This window comes from Leminorella grimontii ATCC 33999 = DSM 5078 (genome assembly GCF_000439085.1).
Taxonomy (GTDB): Bacteria; Pseudomonadota; Gammaproteobacteria; order Enterobacterales; family Enterobacteriaceae; genus Leminorella; species Leminorella grimontii.
Genome location: NZ_AUUA01000008.1, coordinates 19,807 through 38,439, shown reverse-complemented (window position 1 = coordinate 38,439; position 18,633 = coordinate 19,807). Strand labels below are relative to the sequence as shown.

The following is an 18,633-nucleotide window of genomic DNA, read 5'->3' as shown; positions in this document are numbered from 1 at the left end:
TTTCGGTATCTTTAAACGCTACACGACCAATCGAACCCGCTATGAATATCCACCAGTATTATCCCGTCGACGTCGTCAACGGCCCCGGCACCCGCTGTACGCTGTTCGTTTCCGGCTGCGTCCACCAGTGCCCCGGCTGCTACAACCAAAGCACCTGGCGTCTCAATTCCGGCGTGCTTTTTACGTCGGAAATGGAAGATAAAATCATTGCCGACCTTAACGACGCCCGCATCCCGCGCCAGGGGCTAACCCTGTCCGGCGGCGACCCTCTCCATCCGCAAAACGTGCCGGACGTACTCAAGCTGGTGCAGCGCGTGAAGCGCGAGTGTGAAGGAAAGGATATCTGGGTCTGGACCGGATATAAGCTGGATGAATTAACGCCGGAGCAAATGGAGGTCGTGGATCTCATTAACGTGCTGATTGACGGCAAGTTCGTTAAAGAGCTGGCCGACCCGGCCCTGCTGTGGCGCGGCAGCAGCAATCAGGTGGTTCACAGGCTGCGCTAGGCTATATGAAAACCCCATAATTCAGGAGGAAACATGGCGATTTACGTCACCGCACAGGATGAGCTTATCGTCGGCAACGAGCTGGTGGTAGAAAGCGAGGCCCCCGAAGGCGCTTTCGCCGCCGTTTTTGAAGACGACGGCCAGACCGGCTATTTCTACGCGCTAGACCACTCGATTGAAGGGAATCCTATTCAGGACGCCGTACACATCTATAACGTTGAAGACGTTACCGACGGCGATAAGCCGTCCGACGTACAGATTGGCTGGTCGGAAGACGGCCGCAAGTGCGTTCTGCTAATTAACGGCTATCCGCACGGCGCGTTCAACTTTGAAAGCCAGCGCGGCTACTGCCGAACCGGCTTTCCCGACGCTTTTGGCGAGTGGTCTAAAGAAGGACACCAGTGGGACGACGACGCCGTCGAGCGCTTTTTCGCTACTCCGCACTAACGGGCCCGGACGCTTGCGGCGCGCGCCGCCACAGCCGCTTGGCGCCAAACCCCGCGCGGTTGTCGGTCATTTTTACTTCGTCGAGGCTCAGCCGCCAAAGCGGCGCCGACGCCATTCTGGCAATGGGGAAGCGCTTAAGATAGAGCGCTCGCGCCCGCTGGGCCTCTTCTCCTTCTAATAACGTCAGCCGCCCACGGTACTGAATTCCCTGAATCAAAAGCACGTTGCGCGTTTGCGCAGTTATCGCTCCCGCCGTTCTTTCATCATTCAGCGCCGCCCGCCCGTGACGAGTCGTCGCTTCCGTCATTAAAAGCAGCGACATCGATTCCGCGTCAAACGCATAAAAGCAGCTGGCGCACCAGGGAAAGCCGTCGTCTTCAGTAACGCACAGCGTCACGACGTGCTGTTTGCTCAAATAGCGGCAGATGGCCTTCAGGGCCTGTTCGCTGTTTTCGTTCACGGGGCCTCAACGTCAAGGAAGAAAAGAGAGAAGGGTCATCACGTTATCACAACCGCTTTTGGTCAGAAAGCTGATAACATAGCGGCCAGCGCAACTTTACGGAATCACCGAGTGGAAAACGACTCTCCGGCCGCTCTAGCGGCCGTTTGGCATCTGTACATCATAGAAACAGACGACGGCAGGCTGTATACCGGCATCACCGTGGACGTCGAGCGGCGATTTAAGCAGCACCAGTGCGGCAAAGGCGCTAAGGCGCTGCGGGGAGCGGGGGAACTCAGGCTGGTTTATCGGTGCCTCATCGGCGAACATTCGCTGGCGCTTCGGCTGGAATACCGCATCAAGCAGCTTAATCGCAGGCAAAAAGAGAGGCTGGTGCAAGACCAGCCTTCGCTTTCTGAACTTTCTCGCCTATTAGGGTGTGTCGCGTAGTTCGCGCCTGAATTAAAAGCGATCGAACGGCGTAGAGTAGGCCACCAGCCCGGACGCACTCGACAGCGCGTCGTCCGCCAGCGGATATACCTGGAACGCCGCTTCGGTTCCAGGCCACTTGCAGTATAGCCCTGCGGCGGCGGCGTTTTTAAACCCCAGTCCGCCGTAGTAGCCAGGATCGCCCAGCGCCACGACGGCCGCATAGCCAAACTCGTTGAGCGAATCCAACCCTTCATACACCAGCTGCTTGCCGATCCCCTGCTTACGATAGCCTTCCGCTACCGCCAGCGGCCCCAGTCCGACCCACTGTAGCTCTTCGCCGTTTACCATCACCGGGCTAAACGCCGCGTAGCCAATTACGCCGCCCTCATCGTCGGTCGCGACCACGCCCAGCGTAATCAGGCCGTCTTCCCGAAGGCTATGCACCAGCTCGGCCTCTTCGCCGCCGGGAAAGGATGCCTCAAGCAGCCGAGAAATGCCGGCTGCATCGACGGGGATCTCGACGCGGATCAGCATGATGCGGGCGCGTGCGAAGCCGCTTCGCCGCCCTCTTTCAGGCCGGCCTCAACGAAGTCGGCAAGCTGCAGCAGGCCAATGCGCAAAGGCGCGGGCATGCTGTCCAGATCGATAGAATCCATCAGGTTTTTAACGTAAAGCCCCAGCTCCGTATCGCCCTCAATCACCAGGCGGCGTTGGAAAAACAGCGTATCCGGATCCTGCTTGCGAGCGGCGATCAGGATTAAGTCGTTGGCTTCACCGCTAAAGCTGACGTCTTCCTGCTGATTCTCGCTCACCAGCAGCGCCCCGCCGCGCACGGTAACGAACCAACGCAGCTCCAGATCCCGCACTTCGACCTTCAGCCAGCGGCCTTCCAGAAAGTCCAGCTCCCCTTCCGCCAGCGCCTGCTTGAACTGCCAGCTCAGGAGCTGCTGCAACACCTGCTTTTGTAACGCAAACGGCGTCAGCCTGATGGGTAAACGAAGGAAGGACGGCCCCTGACGGACCAGACGTGCTCTTAACTGTGCTAACACGGGCTTACTCCTGCAAAAAACGATTGGTGCTATTGTGCCACAACGCAGGGGAAAATCGTGTGGGTAGCTCAAAAAATTGTCACTACCTTACCATAGCCGACAATGCGACCCGTTTCTCTCACTTCAAACTCATCTCCCACGTTCAAGCTCATTTTCATGTACTCCCAGCTGGCAAAAGTGATTGTGACAATAAAGATCTTCCCCAGGGTAATGGATCTCATCATCTTCATACTGGTGCCGGCCGCTAACCAAATACTCGACATTTTTAAACTTATGGTGTGGCGAATAGCTGCTCTTTATTCCCATTTCTTTAGGAAAAGGCATGTCATTAGAAATAGTGAATATCGCCAAAATATTCCCAGCCATCAATGCCCCCACTTACAGATAATAATGAGGTAATTAGCTAAAGGATTTTGAGTTATAAGAAATTTCCCAAACCTCATTTTTTACGCATTCATGCGTGAATGGCACAGGGCCAGTGACTTCAATCGCTCTATAGTCGTTTATTTCATACTTTTTTATCAGCATTTCTCTCATAACGTGGAGCGGCTGCACGTAAAGGCCATTTCTGAGCAGATCGCAGCGGCAGTCGCTAATCATTCCCTCATTTTCCGATATATATCCCAAAAAAACGGTTCGGCCATCGCTTAGCTCAAAATAATCTATTATTTTCATTTTGAATTTCACCTGGTCATGTCTCCATAGAAATTACTGCCCTCGACTTAATACAAAATATCAAGCCTCGGAATTTTTTGTTATATTTTCCGGCACACTCCAGTAGGTCAGGGTGGAATAGTATAACTATTAACATTGGACACGGAACGTTATGGGAAATAATCTCTCTCGTGATGGCGACAACTCTAGAAATATCATCAATACGCCGGACATAAAAAAGGCTGCCCCTCAGTACAGCTGGCTGCATAACGACGGTGGAACCATTAAACAATGGCTCATCAACCATTTTTCTAAGATTTCCCTAATTACCTCAGCGGCCAGTTATACCTCCAGGTATTGCACCGAAAACTGGCAAAATACGCCGTAGAATGAATTTAACATTTTCGCCCCCCATTAACAGGACGGTTTATGGAACAGGATGCTCGCCTACATACGGCCATGCAGGCTATGTGCAATAACAAAATGACGGAAAACGGCCCGCAGCGCGAATGGTTTATTGCCGACATCGTCGGCTTTCTACGCGATGAGCGCTATGACGAACTGGATGCGCTCTACAACCAGGCGCTGGCTGAAAGCATCACCTGCCGCGAAGCGGAAAAGCGCTATTTCCGCTCCTGGTGGACGAACATGACCGATTTCTATGATATGGGCGCTCCTGTTAAAGCTGGACCAGACGGTCTGGCGCTTATTAAAAACTGGCAGCGCGCGCGTCCGTACTCCACTCACGCCTGGCTTGCCGAGGCGCAATACTGGAACAATTACGCATGGCTATATCGCAGCTACGGCTGGGCAAGAGAAACCACCCATGCGATGTGGATCTGCGCGGCGGCCTGTAATGAACAAATGGTGATTGCCGCCCTTAATGCCATTCACTGCGAGCCGCGCCAATGGATGGCCGCCGCGCTGACCAGCACCAACTCAAAAGTTTTTGGTCAACCGACGTGGCTGGTTGCGTTCTTGCAGGGTGAAGAAGTGACAGGACAGCCGATAATGCAAGAGCTTGCCCGCTATCGTCAGTCTTCACCGCAAGAAACGGACGCGCTGATGGCGCATTCCGGGTTGTCGTTCGACAACGCGATTTGCCCTTCTCTGCCTCGTCCTTCCTGGCTACCGGCTTGCAAAGGCGATGCCGGGCAGAAATACTGGCTCTCCGTCTGCCAGCGTATTTTCCCCACGGCGTTTTACGCGCTGGATGAATACATACCGTTTCGAATGCCGCGCTGGAGAGGCTCGCATGAAGAGATCCGCGAGTTTCTGGCCTCGTCCGTTTGCGCGCATCTGTCGCCGGAGGAACGGGAGCATCTGGAGCTACTTATCTGGTGGGATGACTACCGCGATCTGCGCATCAAGGAAATCGATTCCTCCGAAGAGCAGGAACGCGTCATTGCCAAAGCCAGAGAAATAGCCCTGCACGCACGCAGCCGAGAGGCTCGCCATAATGCGCTGGGGTGGCTCATGAACTGCTATGACGATCTGGAAAACGAAGACGCGCTGTGGCGCTGCATTCAGCTAGCCGTCATGGAAAAGAGAAAGCTGAATAACTATTTTACCTATCGAGCAGTGGCGTTTGCACTGCGTGATTTTCCCGACACGAACTGGATTTATAATTTTATCTGTCAGAACTCGCAGCAGACGTTATATTCAGGCGTGGAAATCTATCGCGGCTATTTTCAGTACGCCGGGCTGTTCGGCTTTGAGAAAAACGAGAAACGGGCTAAAGCGTGGTTGGACAAAGAGAGCGTTAATAGTATCGAGTGTAGCCCCACCTGGAACTGGACTATTCGCTCGTTGCACTGGCTCAAGCTCACGGAACACTGTGTGCCGCTAGCGGAGCTTGGCGCGCAGAGAAATATTCCCGGCGCAATGAAATGGTTGGGCCAGGAACACGAAAGCAGCGACGATAACAGTTTGTTGCCGTATGAACCCGCCACCGCGTTGGACTATTACCAGCGAGCGGCGGAAATCTTGCGTAAACAAATAAGCCTGCGTGACAGCATCGCATATCCGCTGGTGAGTAATGGCGAATACACACAGTACGAAGACGACCTGGGACATATTTATGTCAGAATAGCCATGTGTTACAAATGGTTAATTCGGGAGGAAACCTCTCAGCCCAAGCGCTTTGCCGATGAAAAAAAGATGCTCGATTACCTGTATCAGGCGCACCAACTCGGGCGTGAAGGCGCCTGGCGGTTATACCTGCTCAATATTTTTGAGGTGAAGGATTACACGTTGGCGCACGCACGACTGGATATGTTGCATGAGGAAGCTGACAAAGGCTCGATGGAAGCGATGGTTACGCTGTCGCGGCTGTATGGCAACAAGCAGGACAAAAAGCTGTTTAATATGAAACAAAGCGCGCGCTGGTATCATTTTGCCAAAACGCTCTATCCAGACAGTGACGTCGTGTGGGATTGTCTTGCTCATCTACACGGAGATACTTTCTGGAAGCGATGCCGCTATGCCTGGCTAACGTTGAAACTCTCGGATGCAGAACTGCCTGGCCGGGCTACCCCTAAGCCCACGCGACATTAACTAACCTGAGAGCGGGTTAAGCCGTCATCAATATTGCCATGTCTGAACGGGACATATTGACTGACGGCTTATGCTCTTTAAGACTATACGCGAACAAACCACGCATCGTATTCAACATGAAGCTGTTAGTGGCTATCCCCCCAGATACGGTAGACAACGATTTTGTCGTCATAGCATACGCCGTACCGCAGTAACCAAACGATAAATCTGGCAGATACCTCGAACGCATAAGCCAGATAGATTATCCCAATCTACAAATAGCTGCCTCAAATCAAAATTCGTTATCAAAAGGTTAACTACAATCGGCACCAATCGTTTTATGTGATGATTTTTCAGGAACTCTTGATGGAACTGCTTTGCCCTGCCGGTAACCTGCCGGCGCTGAAGGCGGCCGTAGATAACGGCGCCGACGCGGTGTACATCGGTTTTAAAGACGACACCAACGCCCGCCACTTTGCGGGCCTTAACTTTACCGACAGCAAGCTTGCCGAAGCGGTGGACTACGTTCACCGGCGCGGGCGCAAGCTGCACGTGGCGATCAACACCTTCGCCCACCCGGACGGCTTTTCCCGCTGGCAACGGGCGGTCGATCAGGCCGCGGACATCGGCGCGGACGCGCTTATTCTGGCGGACATCGCCATGCTGGAATACGCAAGCCTGCGCCACCCGCAGCTTGAGCGCCACGTTTCGGTGCAGGCGTCGACCACTAATGAAGAAGCCATTCGTTTCTACCACCGCAACTTTGACGTCGCCCGCGTGGTGCTGCCTCGCGTGCTCTCGATGCATCAGGTCAAGCAGCTTGCCCGCGTGAGCCCGGTTCCACTGGAGGTATTCGCCTTCGGCAGCCTGTGCATTATGTCGGAAGGACGCTGCTACCTTTCCTCCTACCTGACCGGCGAGTCGCCCAACACCGTCGGCGCCTGCTCGCCCGCCCGCTTCGTGCGCTGGCAACAGACGCCGCAGGGGCTGGAGTCGCGCCTTAACGACGTGCTGATTGACCGCTATCAGGACGGCGAAAACGCCGGCTATCCGACGCTGTGCAAAGGCCGCTACCGGGTTGACGGCGAGCTTTATCACCCGCTGGAAGAGCCCACCAGTCTCAATACCCTTGAGCTTTTGCCAGAGCTTTTAGCCGCCAACATCGCCTCGGTGAAAATCGAGGGCCGCCAGCGCAGCCCGGCCTACGTCAGTCAGGTCGCGAAGGTATGGCGACAGGCGATTGACCGCTGCCTGGCCAACCCGCAGGCGTTTACCGTTGAGCCGGCCTGGAGAGACGCGCTGGGCGCCGTCTCGGAGGGTACGCAGACTACCCTCGGCGCTTACCATCGTCAATGGCAGTAGCAGGAGAAAGAGATGAAATACGCACTGGGCCCGCTGCTGTACTATTGGCCTAAAACCGACACCGAAGCCTTCTATCGCGCGGCGATGGAGAGCAGCGCCGACGTGATTTATCTGGGCGAAACGGTGTGCAGCAAGCGCCGTGAGATGAAAGTAGCCGACTGGCTGGCGCTGGCGAAAGCGCTTGCGCAGTCGGGCAAGCAAATCGTGCTGTCCACGCTGACGCTCATTCAGGCGCCGTCGGAGCTGACCGAGCTTAAGCGCTACGTTGAAAACGGCGACTTTTTGATTGAAGCCAACGACTTCGCGGCGGTCAACATGGCCGCTGAAAACAACCTGCCCTTCGTCGCCGGCCCCGCGCTTAACTGCTATAACGCCTACGCGCTGCGCCTGCTGTTAAAGCAGGGCATGACGCGCTGGTGCATGCCGGTCGAGCTTTCCCGCGACTGGCTGGCCAATCTGCTGATCCAATGCGAAGCGCTGGATATCCGCAATCGCTTTGAAGTTGAGGTCTTCAGCTACGGCAACCTGCCGCTGGCCTACTCCGCCCGCTGCTTTACCGCCCGTTCGGAAAACCGCGCCAAGGACGAATGCGAAACCTGCTGCATCAACTATCCCAACGGCAGGGAGGTGATTTCTCAGGAAGAGCAGCGCGTGTTCGTACTTAACGGCATCCAGACGCAGAGCGGCTACTGCTACAACCTCGGCAACAACCTGAAGGATATGGAAGGGCTGGTCGACGTAGTTCGCCTGTCGCCGATGGGGCTCGATACCCTGACGCTGCTTGACGACTTCCGCCGCAACGAGCGCGGCGAAGCGCCGCTGGCGCTTAAAGGGCAGGCTGACTGCAACGGCTACTGGCTGCGCGTGGCGGGGCTGGAGCTGGTGACGGAATAGGCTTAACCGCACGCCGCCGCGATAGGCCTATCGCGGCGGCGATTTTATTTAAGGCCGCTGGCCAAAACCCAGCCTTCGGTAACCTCGTGCGTCACCGGATGGACGTAGCGTACAAACGTAAAGCCTGCGAACGACTTTTCGCTCAGCGCCTGCACGCTGTCGCCGTCAACGATGAACGTTTTATCTTCACGCGCGCAAACGCCGTTCGGCGCATCGTAAAAATATAGCCGCTGGCGGTGATTCGCTACCCGGCGGGGGCTGAAGTTACTTTCCGGCCAGGTGCTGACGTTGGCCTGTCGAAGGGCGTCATCGCAAATATCATCCACCGAATCCAGCCTGTCAGCGCGCACCCAGCCCATCACGTCTCTAAACTGAACCAGCAGATAGCCGCTTTGCTCATCTCCCGCTTCTTTGTCTAAAAGACGCTGCGAAGCCTCATCGCGCACGCCCAATCCCACCACCTGAACGATATCGCCGGGAATAACGAAAACGGACTCGCTGCGACATTGTTCTACCGGTGCGGAATAAAACCCGGCGCGAGATTTCCCTTTCACGACCCAGCGGGGAGATTCAACCATAATGGCGTCAAGCTTTAGACGACTAAACAATGACTGGCATTTTTTCGCCCGCTGAAGGCACTGCTGATAGCGCTTTCCCGCTTCCTGGTTAAACGTCAGCGGGCTGTCGTTGACGTCCGTTAACGAGTTATTCTGCGGATCGTAAGTCACCCAGCCCAAGTCCCCCGCGCCCGGCGTTTCCGGCGTTTGCGTTTTCCGCCGGTCATAGAGGTGGAGCGCGATTTTACCGCCCTGCTCTTCGGCCTCAATGCGCAGGTCTTTCTCCGACACGCCTTCCGCCGCCATAAGCGCCTGATTGCTGCCGGAGACCATGCTTAATTGTGAAGCCGAACAGTCAAACAGCGGCGCCATCATGTCGTCCGCTGCCGATGCGCTGAAGAAGCACTGCGCCGCCAGCAGGATTAGTGCGGCCAGCCCCGCTCGTCCTTGATAAATATTCATCTACTCTACTCGGTCAATGGCCGAACTTCACATCGCCACGCTGGCGATATCCGGCCTCTCATGCACGCGATAAAGCGGCAGCCGCAGCGAATCATCTTTAGAAGCCTCTTTAGCGGCGCTCGCCTTGGCCTTTTTCCCCTTTTGCGCCTTTGGCGAAGCCGGCGTTTTCATCACGCCACTCGCCAACATGCTGTCGGGCGCGTCCGGCTCCAGCAGCGTCACTACCAGGTTGGCCAGCGGCTGGTTTAGCGGCACGTAGTAGTACCCCGGCGCAAGCTCCAGCGACACGCTCTCCAGATGGCTTAACAGACGGCGAGCCGCTTCCGGCGCTTTTATCGTCTGCGCCGACTTGCTTAACGGAACCAGCGCATACTGCTGCGCCTTAATCGTCTGCTTTTCGCTGACCTGGTAAACGTCAACGCCCAGCGCCTTCAGTCGGGCGACCGACGCTTTCTCAGAGGGCGGCAGCAGATAGGCGTAAGGTCGTGGGCGGGTAAGCACCGGCATGACGTCCAACGCCGACTCCACCTGAACGTTGACCTTGACGTTGTCCGCCGTTTTAGCATCCATCATCGACAGCGTCATCGGGCTTGGCAGCGACTTCCCCCGCACGACGATCGCGCCCTGCCCGGCCTGAGCGTTAATCTCCTCGCGAACGCCGCGGCGCTGCGCAATAACGTCGTCATGATTCTTCGCCGCCGCCTTCACCAGGCTTTGTATGGATAAATACTGGGTGTAAACCCGGCGAGCAAAATGCGCCTTTCCAAGCCCAACGCCGCGCGTCGCGAAAGAGAGCGAAACGGCGTTACGTAAGCCGGCCGCACTGCGAAAGGTATTGGCGTCGATGCTGCCCATGTTGACGAGCCCCTTGTCGGCGCCTTCACCGTCAAGAGTCAAGTAGCCGCTGTGGCTCAGCCCGTTCGACTCCAACGTGTTAATCAGGCTCTGGCGGAAAGTGCGTTCACTCAGCGTCGTCACCTTGGTCGACAGGTTGGGCGCGGTGGCGTACTGAATCATCGAGTCATAGCGCGCAAGCGCGCCAAACTTTTCCAACCAGCGGCCCGCCGGCTGGTATTCACGGCTGTCCAGCACGACGTCCGGCTGATATTCGTTCATCACCGAGGCCAGCGCCCGGCTTTCCGGCGAGCTTAACGCAAGGTGATCCTTATTCAGGTCTACCCCATTGGCCAACGTTTCGGTAAACGCGTCGGCCCCGTCCGGGTTAGCCCTTGGCACAATCAGCACGTTAACCCACGAGAGCACGTCGCCCTCTTTTCCCTGTGCAAGGCTCTTGGCGTAAGCCAACGCGCCCTCGCCGGAAGCGGGTTCATCCCCGTGCTGCATCGCTACGATAAGCACCGTCGGCTTACCGTTCTTTATCAGCTGCTGAGCGGAAACGTCCTGCGTCTGGGAGAAAACCAGCATCGGGATATCTTTGCCCTTCTGCGATTTGCCGATAGTGGTCACGCGCAGATTGAGAGAGGTCTTGCTCAAGCCGGCGATAAACGCGGTCAGTTCGTCCTGGCTGGTGAAGTCCCTTTTATCCGCGGCAAAGGCCGGCGTTCCCAGATCGAGGCTGGGCGCGGGAAACTGCTTAACGATAGAAGGAACTTCCTGATAATCCCTGGCGGGATCGTACTTCGCATAGGTACTGGTCGAAAATAAAGACAGGCCAAACAGGCAGGGGAACAGCGCAACGGCCACCGTTCTGGACAACTTTCTCATGACGCATCTCCAAAGAAACGCCGGCAAGGCTTCATCTTCTCGCCGGTAAACTGCGGCTATTATTCCACTAAGCGAGCACAGAATCTCTCCTCTCGTTGTAAATCCGCACGAAAAAGCGAGCGCTAAGGTTCTCCCTCTTACTTCATGCGCGCTTCACACGACGCGGATAGCATTAAAAAATAGACAATAGATTTCATAACAGGACGTTAGCCATGCCAACCGTTGTCACGCACGCCGCCGTTCCCCTATGTATCGGCCTTGGGCTGGGGAAAAGAGCGATTCCCCCCTCTTTACTGCTGGCCGGTGTCGCCTTTGCCGTCATTCCCGACCTTGACGTGCTCTCCTTTAAGTTCGGCGTTGCCTACGCCAACGCCTTTGGCCACCGGGGATTTACTCATTCACTGCTGTTCGCCTTTGCGCTGCCGACGCTGGCCCTGGCGCTCAAGCGGTGGTTTAAGGTTGGATACTGGAGAATATGGTGTTTTCTCACGCTGTCCTTACTGTCGCACAGCGCGCTGGATTCGTTGACCACCGGCGGCATGGGCGTCGGCTGGCTGTGGCCGTGGTCGCAGGAACGTTTTTTTGCGCCCGTTCAGGTCATCAAGGTGGCGCCGTTTAGCTTGGCAAAATATCTGGAACCAAGCGGCATCGCCGTCATCAAGTCAGAGCTCGTGTGGGTATGGCTACCAGGGATCGTCATGATGCTGTCGATGATGGTCGCCAGAAGAATAGACCGGGCCGAAGTTCAACAACCCTCATAGAAATAATCGATTACAGCAATAATCCCTACCTTACGCCGGGATAGTGGGTTATTGCTGCGTTAACCGCTAAATATCCCGGTTTAGTCGCTGAATATCACACCAAAACGCCCTCCTTTAGCGATTTATGTCATTTTAACCAATATCCCTATCTGACTGATTTAGCGATTTATGACTGCAATTCGCCGCCCAAAATTTAAAAACCAGTCTATTCTTCTTATATCAATCGATTAAGCACCGTTATTCCCCTGAATTTGGGTTAACTTAAAAATCATCTTTTGATGACAATAAATTAATATTATTTACATTTTTGTAACTTTTAAATAAAATCAGCTCACAATCGGGCTATTCCCAAAAGCCCTGGATATAACAAAGCACTTGAGTCCTTTGTCACGAGGTCGACCGATGAGACTAAAACAATGCACGACGCTTTCTAAAGTGTTGATAGTCGGATTAACGGGATTACTCCTCAGCGGCTGCGATATGGCCCTGATGAACCCCAAGGGGCAGATCGGCATGGAGCAAAAGTCCCTGATCGTCACGGCAATTCTGCTGATGCTGATAGTCGTTATCCCCGCTATCTTTATGACTTTTCTCTTCGCATGGAAATACCGCGAATCCAATCAAAGCGCTAAATACACGCCTAACTGGGCCCACTCGAACAAGATAGAGCTGGTGGTTTGGGGCATTCCCTGCATCATCATTCTGATCCTCGGCACGCTGACGTGGAAAAGCACTCATGCGCTCGATCCAAGAACGCCTATCGAGAGCGACGCCAAGACGATCACCATTGAAGCGGTTTCTATGGACTGGAAGTGGCTGTTCATCTATCCGGATCTGGGCATCGCTACCGTTAACGAACTCTCTTTCCCCGAAAACGTGCCGGTCAAGTTCAAGATAACCTCCGACACGGTGATGAACTCGTTCTTTATTCCAAGGCTCGGCAGCCAGATTTACGCGATGGCCGGCATGCAAAACGTCGTGCACCTCATCGCCAATGAAAAAGGCGTTTATCCCGGCATGTCGGCCAACTACAGCGGCAAAGGCTTCTCCGGCATGAAGTTCAACGCGCTGGTGACCTCGGAAGAAGACTTCAACAAGTGGGTGGAAAAAGTCAAACAGTCGCCCAATCAGCTACAGTGGGCCGACTACGGCAAGCTCGCCAAGCCGAGCGAAAACAATCCGGTTGAATACTTCTCTACCGTTAAGCCCGGCCTGTATCTGGACATCATTAATCAATATATGGATATGGACAAGAGCAAGCACGCACATCACTCTGGAGCCGAGGAATAAACCATGTTAGGAAAATTAACCCTAGACGCCATTCCTTATCATGAGCCGATTATTATGGGCGCCGTCGGCATGATTATCGTGGGCGGCATCGCCGTGCTGGCGCTGCTGACCTATTTCGGAAAATGGAAGTGGCTATGGACCGAATGGCTGACCAGCGTCGACCATAAAAAGATCGGCGTCATGTACATCCTGGTCGCCATGGTGATGCTGCTGCGCGGCTTTGCCGACGCCATCATGATGCGCACCCAGCTAGCCGTCGCCGCCGCCACCTCGGGCGAAGGCTTCCTGCCGCCGCACCACTACGACCAAATCTTTACCGCGCACGGCGTCATCATGATCTTCTTTATGGCGATGCCGTTCGTCATCGGCCTGATGAACATCGTGGTGCCGCTGCAAATCGGCGCGCGCGACGTGGCCTTCCCGTTCCTCAACTCGCTGAGCTTCTGGCTGTTCGTGGCGGGCGTGGTGCTTATCAACATTTCTCTCGGCGTCGGCGAATTCGCCCAAACCGGCTGGCTGGCCTATCCGCCGCTGTCGGGTAAGGTATATAACCCCGGCGTGGGGGTCGACTACTGGATATGGAGCCTACAGATATCCGGGGTCGGTACGCTGCTCACCGGGGTGAACTTCTTCGCGACCATCCTGAAGATGCGCGCGCCGGGCATGAAGATGATGGACATGCCGGTATTCACCTGGACCGCCCTGTGCGCCAACGTGCTTATCATCGCCGCGTTCCCCATCCTGACGGCGACCGTCGCGATGCTGACGCTCGACCGCTATCTGGACTTCCACTTCTTCACCAACGACCTCGGCGGCAACCAGATGATGTACGTCAACCTCATCTGGGCATGGGGCCACCCTGAAGTGTACATTCTGATCCTGCCCTGCTTTGGCATCTTCTCCGAAGTGGTGGCGACCTTCAGCAAAAAGCGGCTGTTCGGCTACACCTCGCTGGTGTGGGCGACGGTAGTTATCACCCTGCTGTCCTTTATCGTCTGGCTGCACCACTTCTTCACCATGGGCGCCGGGGCGAACGTCAACGCCTTCTTCGGCATAGCCACTATGATTATCTCCATCCCGACCGGAGTGAAGATTTTCAACTGGCTGTTCACCATGTATCAGGGGCGCATTCAGTTCTCTACGCCGATCCTGTGGACGCTGGGCTTCCTGGTAACCTTCACCGTCGGCGGGATGACCGGCGTGCTGCTGGCCGTGCCGGGCGCCAACTACGTGCTGCACAACAGCCTGTTCCTGATTGCCCACTTCCACAACGTGATTATCGGCGGCGTGGTGTTCGGCTGCCTGGCGGGCTTCAACTACTGGTTCCCAAAGGCCTTCGGCTTCAAGCTTAACGAGCGCCTGGGCAAGTACGCCTTCTGGTTCTGGATTATCGGCTTCTTCGTCGCCTTCATGCCGCTGTACGCGCTGGGCTTTATGGGCATGACCCGTCGCCTGAACTACAGCCTGCAGCCTGAATGGACAACCCTGCTGCTGGTAGCCGCGTTCGGCGCCGTGCTGATTGCACTGGGCATCGCCTGCCAAATCCTACAGCTTTTGGTCAGCATCAAGGACCGCAAGAAAAATCTGGACGTCACCGGCGACCCATGGGGCGGCCGCACGCTGGAGTGGGCAACCTCTTCTCCGGCGCCGTTCTATAACTTCGCCCACCTGCCGCACATTAACGGCATCGACGCCTTCGCAGACCAAAAGGAAAAGGGCATCGCCTACGCGCGCCCGGCCAAGTATGAGCCAATCCACATGCCGAGAAACACCGGCGTCGGCGTGATTATCGCCGCCTTCAGCGTGGTCTTCGGCTTCGCGATGGTGTGGGAAATCTGGTGGATGGCTATCGTGGGCCTTATTGGCATGGCGGTAACCTACATCGCCTACACCTTTAACGACAATACCGACTACTACGTGCCGGTAGATGAAATAGAAAAAATCGAACAGCAGCGTTTTGAACAACTGAGCAAAGCCGGGGTGAATCATGGTAACTGATACGCTAATCGCGCCAAACGCGCATGCTCACGAGCACGAGCATGAACACCACGACAGCGGCGCCAAAACCGTCTTCGGTTTTTGGATCTACCTGATGAGCGACTGCATTCTCTTTGCCTGCGTGTTCGCCACCTATGCGGTGCTGGTGACCGGCGTGGCCGACGGCCCGTCCGGCAAAGAGATTTTCGAGCTGCCCTACGTGCTTGGCGAAACGGCGCTGCTGCTGCTCAGTAGCTTCACCTACGGCATGGCGGTTATCGCGATGAACAAGGGGGTAAAGAGCCAGGTCATCGGCTGGCTTATCGTCACCTTCCTGTTCGGCTTCGGCTTCATCGTCATGGAGCTCAACGAGTTCCACCTTCTGATTAGCGAAGGCTACGGCCCCAGCGCCAGCGCCTTCCTATCCGGCTTCTTTACGCTGGTCGGCACTCACGGGCTGCACGTGACGCTGGGCCTAATCTGGATGGCGGTTATGATTATTCAGGTGGCCAAAAAGGGACTGACGCCGAAAAACAGCGCGCGCCTGATGTGCCTGAGCCTGTTCTGGCACTTCCTCGACGTAATCTGGATCTGCGTGTTCACCGTGGTTTATCTGATGGGGGCTATCTAAATGAAACATACTGACGTTTCCGGCGCCAGCCACGGCTCCGTAAAATCGTATCTGATAGGCTTCGTTCTGTCCGTCATTCTGACCGCCATTCCGTTTTGGATGGTGATGACGGGTGCGGCGGAACCGAAGACGCTGGTTGTCGCCATCTCACTGTTTGCCGTCGTACAGATAGTGGTGCATCTGGTTTATTTCTTGCATATGAACACAAAGTCAGAGGGCGGCTGGAACTTCGTCGCTCTGGTTTTTACTGGACTTATCATCGCCATCGTCGTCGTGGGTTCGCTGTGGATTATGTACAACCTTAACGTCAACATGATGGCTCACTAAGCGCGGTATCTATGATGAAGAAATATCTGCTGGTCACCAAACCTGGCATCATCTTTGGCAACATGGTGTCCGTCATCGGCGGCTTTCTCCTGGCCGCCCAGGGGAACGTCGACGCTTTCCTGATGTTCGCCACCGTGGTCGGCGTCTCGCTCGTCGTGGCGTCCGGCTGTGTGTTCAATAACTACATTGACCGCGATATTGACTGCCTGATGGAAAGGACCAAGAACCGCGTGTTGGTTCAGGGTTTGATTTCCCCTACTGTCACGCTCAGCTACGCTACCGCGCTGGGCGTTCTGGGCTTCGCGCTGCTCTACGTTTTCACAAACACAGTGGCGGTCGGTTTCGCCCTGCTCGGGTTTGTGGTTTACGTCGGCGTTTACAGCCTCTATATGAAGCGTAAGTCGGTTTACGGCACGCTGATCGGCAGCCTTTCCGGCGCTGCGCCGCCGGTTATCGGCTACTGCGCCGTCAGCGGCCAGTTTGACACCGGCGCCATGCTGCTGCTGGTTATCTTCAGCCTGTGGCAAATGCCGCACTCTTACGCCATCGCGATTTTCCGCTACAAGGACTATCTGGCGGCGAACATTCCGGTTCTTCCGGTCAAGCGCGGCATCTCGGTGACTAAAAACCACATCACGTTTTATATCATCGGCTTTATCGCCGCGACGCTGATGTTGGCCATTAGCGGCTATGCGGGCTACGGCTATCTGGCCGTCGCCGCCACCGTCGGCCTTTGCTGGCTGGTCATGGCGCTGACCGGCTATAAGACCAACGACAACCGCGTTTGGGCGAAAAAGGTGTTTATCTTCTCCATCGTGACGATAACCGCTCTGAGCGTCATGATGTCGGTCGACTACACCCAAACCGTTTCACCGGAAACGCTGCTGGCGCTGGTCAGGTCTTAAGCTTTGTCTCTCCCGTACGCCGCGTTAACCGCGCGGCGTACGCGCATAACCCCTTTGTTGATAAAGAAAACCGCGCATTAACCCACGCTTACGATTATGCTATACCCTAAATATTCGAGTTGTATGACGAATCCATTCAGACACACCGCTTGAGGCACTATGAACGATAACCGCATGACGCCACAGGAACGCCGCGCGACGGCGGGGCTGGGTTTGGTATTCTCTTTGCGCATGCTGGGCATGTTTATGGTACTGCCGGTGTTAACCACCTACGGCATGTCGCTGGCGGGAGCAACCGAGCAGCTTATCGGCATTGCTATCGGCATCTACGGCCTCACGCAGGCGGTGTTTCAAATCCCGTTTGGCCTGCTGTCGGACCGTGTGGGGCGTAAGCCGCTTATCGTTGGCGGCCTGCTGATTTTCGCCTGCGGCAGCCTTATCGCCGCGATGAGCGACTCGATTTGGGGCATTATCCTGGGCCGAGCGCTTCAGGGTTCGGGCGCTATCGCCGCCGCGGTCATGGCGCTGCTGTCGGACCTCACCCGCGAACAGCACCGCACCAAGGCCATGGCGTTTATCGGCGTAAGCTTTGGCATCACCTTCGCCATCGCTATGGTGCTGGGCCCTGTCGTGACGCACGCCTTTGGCCTTAACGCGCTGTTTTTCGCCATTACCGTTCTTAGCCTCTTAGCCATCGCGCTAACGCTGTTCGTTATTCCCAGTACCAGCGAACACGTGCTGAACCGCGAATCGGGCATGGTTAAAGGCAGCTTTATCAAAGTATTGCGCAACGAGCGGCTACTCAAGCTTAACGTCGGCATACTCTGCCTGCACGCTATTCTGATGACCACCTTCCTTGCCCTGCCCGTGGCGATGGAGCATGCGGGCTTCATGCCGGCGGACCACTGGAAGCTTTATCTGGTGACCATGCTGGTTTCGTTTGTCGCCGTTGTGCCCTTCATCATAGTTGCGGAAAAAAAGCGTAAAATGAAGCAGGTATTTTTAACCTGCGTCGCACTGCTTTTTATTTCTGAAGCTATACTTTTTTCCAGCGACCAACGCTTGTGGCTTCTGTTTGCGGGCGTACAGCTATTCTTTATTGCCTTCAACACGATGGAAGCCATTCTGCCCTCGCTTATCAGTAAAGAGGCCCCCGCCGGCTACAAAGGAACGGCAATGGGCGTTTACTCCACCAGCCAGTTTATCGGCGTGGCGATAGGCGGCGGCATCGGCGGTTGGCTGTTTGGCCTAAACGGCGTCAGCGCGGTGTTTTTGGGCTCGGTCGTCCTGTGCGGGCTGTGGTTTTTGTTAAGCACCACTATGAAGCAGCCGCCTTACGTCAGCAGCCTGCGCATTAACGTGCCGGAGGCGGCCATCGGCGCAGGGCTGTCGGCAGCCGTTCTCAAAGCGTTTACCGGCGTTAACGAAGCGGCGTTCGTCCCCGAAGAGCGCGCCGCCTACGTTAAGATAGACTCTGCGAGAACCAATCGCGCGACGCTGGAACAGGCCATTGTTGAATTTATTCGTAAGTACGACAGCCGACACCAGGCTGGCGAGAAACCGGCGGCGAATGCCCAGTAACCCTCTGGCCGTGAAGTAAAATAGCAAACGGCGGGAAGCGCGGGGCATAATCCGAGACTTGGGGCCCGTTTTAACAGGCCCTCAGCGATATTGGAGACA

19 protein-coding genes and 1 pseudogene are annotated in these 18,633 nt (G+C 55.6%); 14 read left to right on the top strand and 6 right to left on the bottom strand.

All coding sequences use genetic code 11. The features are described 5' to 3' along the window. The first annotated feature begins 41 nt into the window (after nt 1-41). Both nrdG and G544_RS0111870 read left to right on the top strand, forming a co-directional pair. Nucleotides 42-506, top strand: coding sequence for an anaerobic ribonucleoside-triphosphate reductase-activating protein (gene nrdG / locus G544_RS0111875; RefSeq protein WP_027274812.1), 465 nt, complete (start codon nt 42-44; stop codon nt 504-506). Nucleotides 507-539: 33 nt separating this feature from the next. Beyond that, nucleotides 540-953 carry a DUF2251 domain-containing protein gene (locus G544_RS0111870; RefSeq protein ID WP_027274811.1) on the top strand — a complete coding sequence of 138 codons (414 nt, stop codon included), beginning with the start codon at nt 540-542 and terminating at the stop codon, nt 951-953. Here G544_RS0111870 and G544_RS20430 read toward each other — a convergent pair. Beyond that, a complete protein-coding gene (locus G544_RS20430) occupies nt 940-1,413 on the bottom strand; it encodes a YhbP family protein (RefSeq protein WP_036023948.1) in 474 nt (157 codons plus the stop codon). The two genes, G544_RS0111870 and G544_RS20430, sit on opposite strands and share 14 nt — an antisense overlap. Nucleotides 1,414-1,524: 111 nt before the next feature. On the opposite strand from G544_RS20430, the gene G544_RS0111860 reads away from it, so the two are divergent. Further along, complete coding sequence (locus G544_RS0111860) at nt 1,525-1,842, top strand: GIY-YIG nuclease family protein (RefSeq protein WP_036023945.1); 318 nt, start codon at nt 1,525-1,527, stop codon at nt 1,840-1,842. Nucleotides 1,843-1,854: 12 nt separating this feature from the next. On the opposite strand, the gene G544_RS0111855 is transcribed toward G544_RS0111860, so the two are convergent. The 3 genes from G544_RS0111855 to G544_RS0111840 form a co-directional block, all read right to left on the bottom strand. After that, nucleotides 1,855-2,358, bottom strand: coding sequence for a GNAT family N-acetyltransferase (locus G544_RS0111855; protein ID WP_027274809.1), 504 nt, complete (start codon nt 2,356-2,358; stop codon nt 1,855-1,857). Beyond that, nucleotides 2,352-2,873 carry a ubiquinone anaerobic biosynthesis accessory factor UbiT gene (ubiT, locus tag G544_RS0111850; protein ID WP_027274808.1) on the bottom strand — a complete coding sequence of 174 codons (522 nt, stop codon included), beginning with the start codon at nt 2,871-2,873 and terminating at the stop codon, nt 2,352-2,354. Before ubiT ends, G544_RS0111855 begins: the two co-directional genes overlap by 7 nt. Nucleotides 2,874-3,272: 399 nt before the next feature. Further along, entirely contained in the window at nt 3,273-3,548 is a 276-nt protein-coding gene (locus tag G544_RS0111840; RefSeq protein ID WP_134389192.1) for a hypothetical protein, read from the bottom strand. 151 nt (nt 3,549-3,699) lie between these two features. On the opposite strand from G544_RS0111840, the gene G544_RS0111835 reads away from it, so the two are divergent. The 4 genes from G544_RS0111835 to G544_RS0111820 all read left to right on the top strand — a co-directional run bounded on the left by G544_RS0111835 (nt 3,700) and on the right by G544_RS0111820 (nt 8,318). Further along, the gene (locus G544_RS0111835) at nt 3,700-3,915 is read left to right on the top strand and encodes a hypothetical protein (protein ID WP_027274805.1); all 216 of its coding nucleotides are present in this window, start codon (nt 3,700-3,702) and stop codon (nt 3,913-3,915) included. A gap of 41 nt (nt 3,916-3,956) precedes the next feature. Next, on the top strand, nt 3,957-6,083 hold the full coding sequence (locus G544_RS0111830; protein WP_027274804.1) for a DUF4034 domain-containing protein: 2,127 nt from the start codon (nt 3,957-3,959) through the stop codon (nt 6,081-6,083). Nucleotides 6,084-6,428: 345 nt separating this feature from the next. Continuing rightward, the gene (ubiU, locus tag G544_RS0111825; RefSeq protein WP_027274803.1) at nt 6,429-7,424 is read left to right on the top strand and encodes a ubiquinone anaerobic biosynthesis protein UbiU; all 996 of its coding nucleotides are present in this window, start codon (nt 6,429-6,431) and stop codon (nt 7,422-7,424) included. Nucleotides 7,425-7,436: 12 nt separating this feature from the next. Further along, nucleotides 7,437-8,318, top strand: a complete 882-nt coding sequence (locus tag G544_RS0111820; RefSeq protein WP_027274802.1) for a U32 family peptidase — start codon at nt 7,437-7,439, stop codon at nt 8,316-8,318. Nucleotides 8,319-8,362: 44 nt separating this feature from the next. Here the strand turns inward: G544_RS0111820 and G544_RS0111815 are convergent, their stop codons facing one another. Both G544_RS0111815 and G544_RS0111810 read right to left on the bottom strand, forming a co-directional pair. Then, nucleotides 8,363-9,337 (bottom strand): hypothetical protein, encoded by a 975-nt coding sequence (locus G544_RS0111815; RefSeq protein ID WP_027274801.1) that lies wholly within the window; start codon nt 9,335-9,337, stop codon nt 8,363-8,365. A 27-nt stretch (nt 9,338-9,364) separates the two neighbouring features. Next, nucleotides 9,365-11,062: a M14 family metallopeptidase gene (locus G544_RS0111810; protein ID WP_027274800.1), complete on the bottom strand. Its 1,698-nt coding sequence runs from the start codon at nt 11,060-11,062 to the stop codon at nt 9,365-9,367. 212 nt (nt 11,063-11,274) lie between these two features. Here G544_RS0111810 and G544_RS0111805 point away from each other — a divergent pair, with 212 nt between their 5' ends. The 7 genes and pseudogenes from G544_RS0111805 to G544_RS20420 all read left to right on the top strand — a co-directional run. Further along, the gene (locus tag G544_RS0111805; protein WP_027274799.1) at nt 11,275-11,823 is read left to right on the top strand and encodes a metal-dependent hydrolase; all 549 of its coding nucleotides are present in this window, start codon (nt 11,275-11,277) and stop codon (nt 11,821-11,823) included. Between the two features lie 402 nt (nt 11,824-12,225). Further along, on the top strand, nt 12,226-13,113 hold the full coding sequence (gene cyoA, locus G544_RS20425; protein WP_051155715.1) for a ubiquinol oxidase subunit II: 888 nt from the start codon (nt 12,226-12,228) through the stop codon (nt 13,111-13,113). Between the two features lie 3 nt (nt 13,114-13,116). Then, a complete protein-coding gene (cyoB, locus tag G544_RS0111795; protein ID WP_027274798.1) occupies nt 13,117-15,111 on the top strand; it encodes a cytochrome o ubiquinol oxidase subunit I in 1,995 nt (664 codons plus the stop codon). After that, entirely contained in the window at nt 15,101-15,721 is a 621-nt protein-coding gene (locus G544_RS0111790; RefSeq protein WP_027274797.1) for a cytochrome o ubiquinol oxidase subunit III, read from the top strand. Before cyoB ends, G544_RS0111790 begins: the two co-directional genes overlap by 11 nt. Continuing rightward, complete coding sequence (locus G544_RS0111785; RefSeq protein ID WP_027274796.1) at nt 15,722-16,048, top strand: cytochrome o ubiquinol oxidase subunit IV; 327 nt, start codon at nt 15,722-15,724, stop codon at nt 16,046-16,048. Nucleotides 16,049-16,059: 11 nt separating this feature from the next. After that, nucleotides 16,060-16,953, top strand: a complete 894-nt coding sequence (gene cyoE / locus G544_RS0111780; RefSeq protein WP_027274795.1) for a heme o synthase — start codon at nt 16,060-16,062, stop codon at nt 16,951-16,953. Nucleotides 16,954-17,112: 159 nt separating this feature from the next. Next, a pseudogene (locus G544_RS20420) lies at nt 17,113-18,465 on the top strand (MFS transporter); the annotation flags it as partial. Between the last annotated feature and the right edge of the window lie 168 nt (nt 18,466-18,633).

Bases quoted from the DNA above. Each gene is read 5' to 3' on its own strand.
- nrdG (WP_027274812.1), top strand. From the start codon at position 42: ATGAATATCCACCAGTATTATCCCGTCGACGTCGTCAACGGCCCCGGC.
- G544_RS0111870 (WP_027274811.1), top strand. From the start codon at position 540: ATGGCGATTTACGTCACCGCACAGGATGAGCTTATCGTCGGCAACGAG.
- cyoA (WP_051155715.1), top strand. From the start codon at position 12,226: ATGAGACTAAAACAATGCACGACGCTTTCTAAAGTGTTGATAGTCGGA.
- G544_RS0111815 (WP_027274801.1), bottom strand. From the start codon at position 9,337: ATGAATATTTATCAAGGACGAGCGGGGCTGGCCGCACTAATCCTGCTG.
- G544_RS0111855 (WP_027274809.1), bottom strand. From the start codon at position 2,358: ATGCTGATCCGCGTCGAGATCCCCGTCGATGCAGCCGGCATTTCTCGG.
- ubiU (WP_027274803.1), top strand. From the start codon at position 6,429: ATGGAACTGCTTTGCCCTGCCGGTAACCTGCCGGCGCTGAAGGCGGCC.
- G544_RS0111785 (WP_027274796.1), top strand. From the start codon at position 15,722: ATGAAACATACTGACGTTTCCGGCGCCAGCCACGGCTCCGTAAAATCG.
- cyoB (WP_027274798.1), top strand. From the start codon at position 13,117: ATGTTAGGAAAATTAACCCTAGACGCCATTCCTTATCATGAGCCGATT.
- cyoE (WP_027274795.1), top strand. From the start codon at position 16,060: ATGATGAAGAAATATCTGCTGGTCACCAAACCTGGCATCATCTTTGGC.
- G544_RS0111810 (WP_027274800.1), bottom strand. From the start codon at position 11,062: ATGAGAAAGTTGTCCAGAACGGTGGCCGTTGCGCTGTTCCCCTGCCTG.
- G544_RS0111790 (WP_027274797.1), top strand. From the start codon at position 15,101: ATGGTAACTGATACGCTAATCGCGCCAAACGCGCATGCTCACGAGCAC.
- G544_RS0111835 (WP_027274805.1), top strand. From the start codon at position 3,700: ATGGGAAATAATCTCTCTCGTGATGGCGACAACTCTAGAAATATCATC.
- G544_RS0111830 (WP_027274804.1), top strand. From the start codon at position 3,957: ATGGAACAGGATGCTCGCCTACATACGGCCATGCAGGCTATGTGCAAT.
- G544_RS0111820 (WP_027274802.1), top strand. From the start codon at position 7,437: ATGAAATACGCACTGGGCCCGCTGCTGTACTATTGGCCTAAAACCGAC.
- G544_RS0111840 (WP_134389192.1), bottom strand. From the start codon at position 3,548: ATGAAAATAATAGATTATTTTGAGCTAAGCGATGGCCGAACCGTTTTT.
- G544_RS0111805 (WP_027274799.1), top strand. From the start codon at position 11,275: ATGCCAACCGTTGTCACGCACGCCGCCGTTCCCCTATGTATCGGCCTT.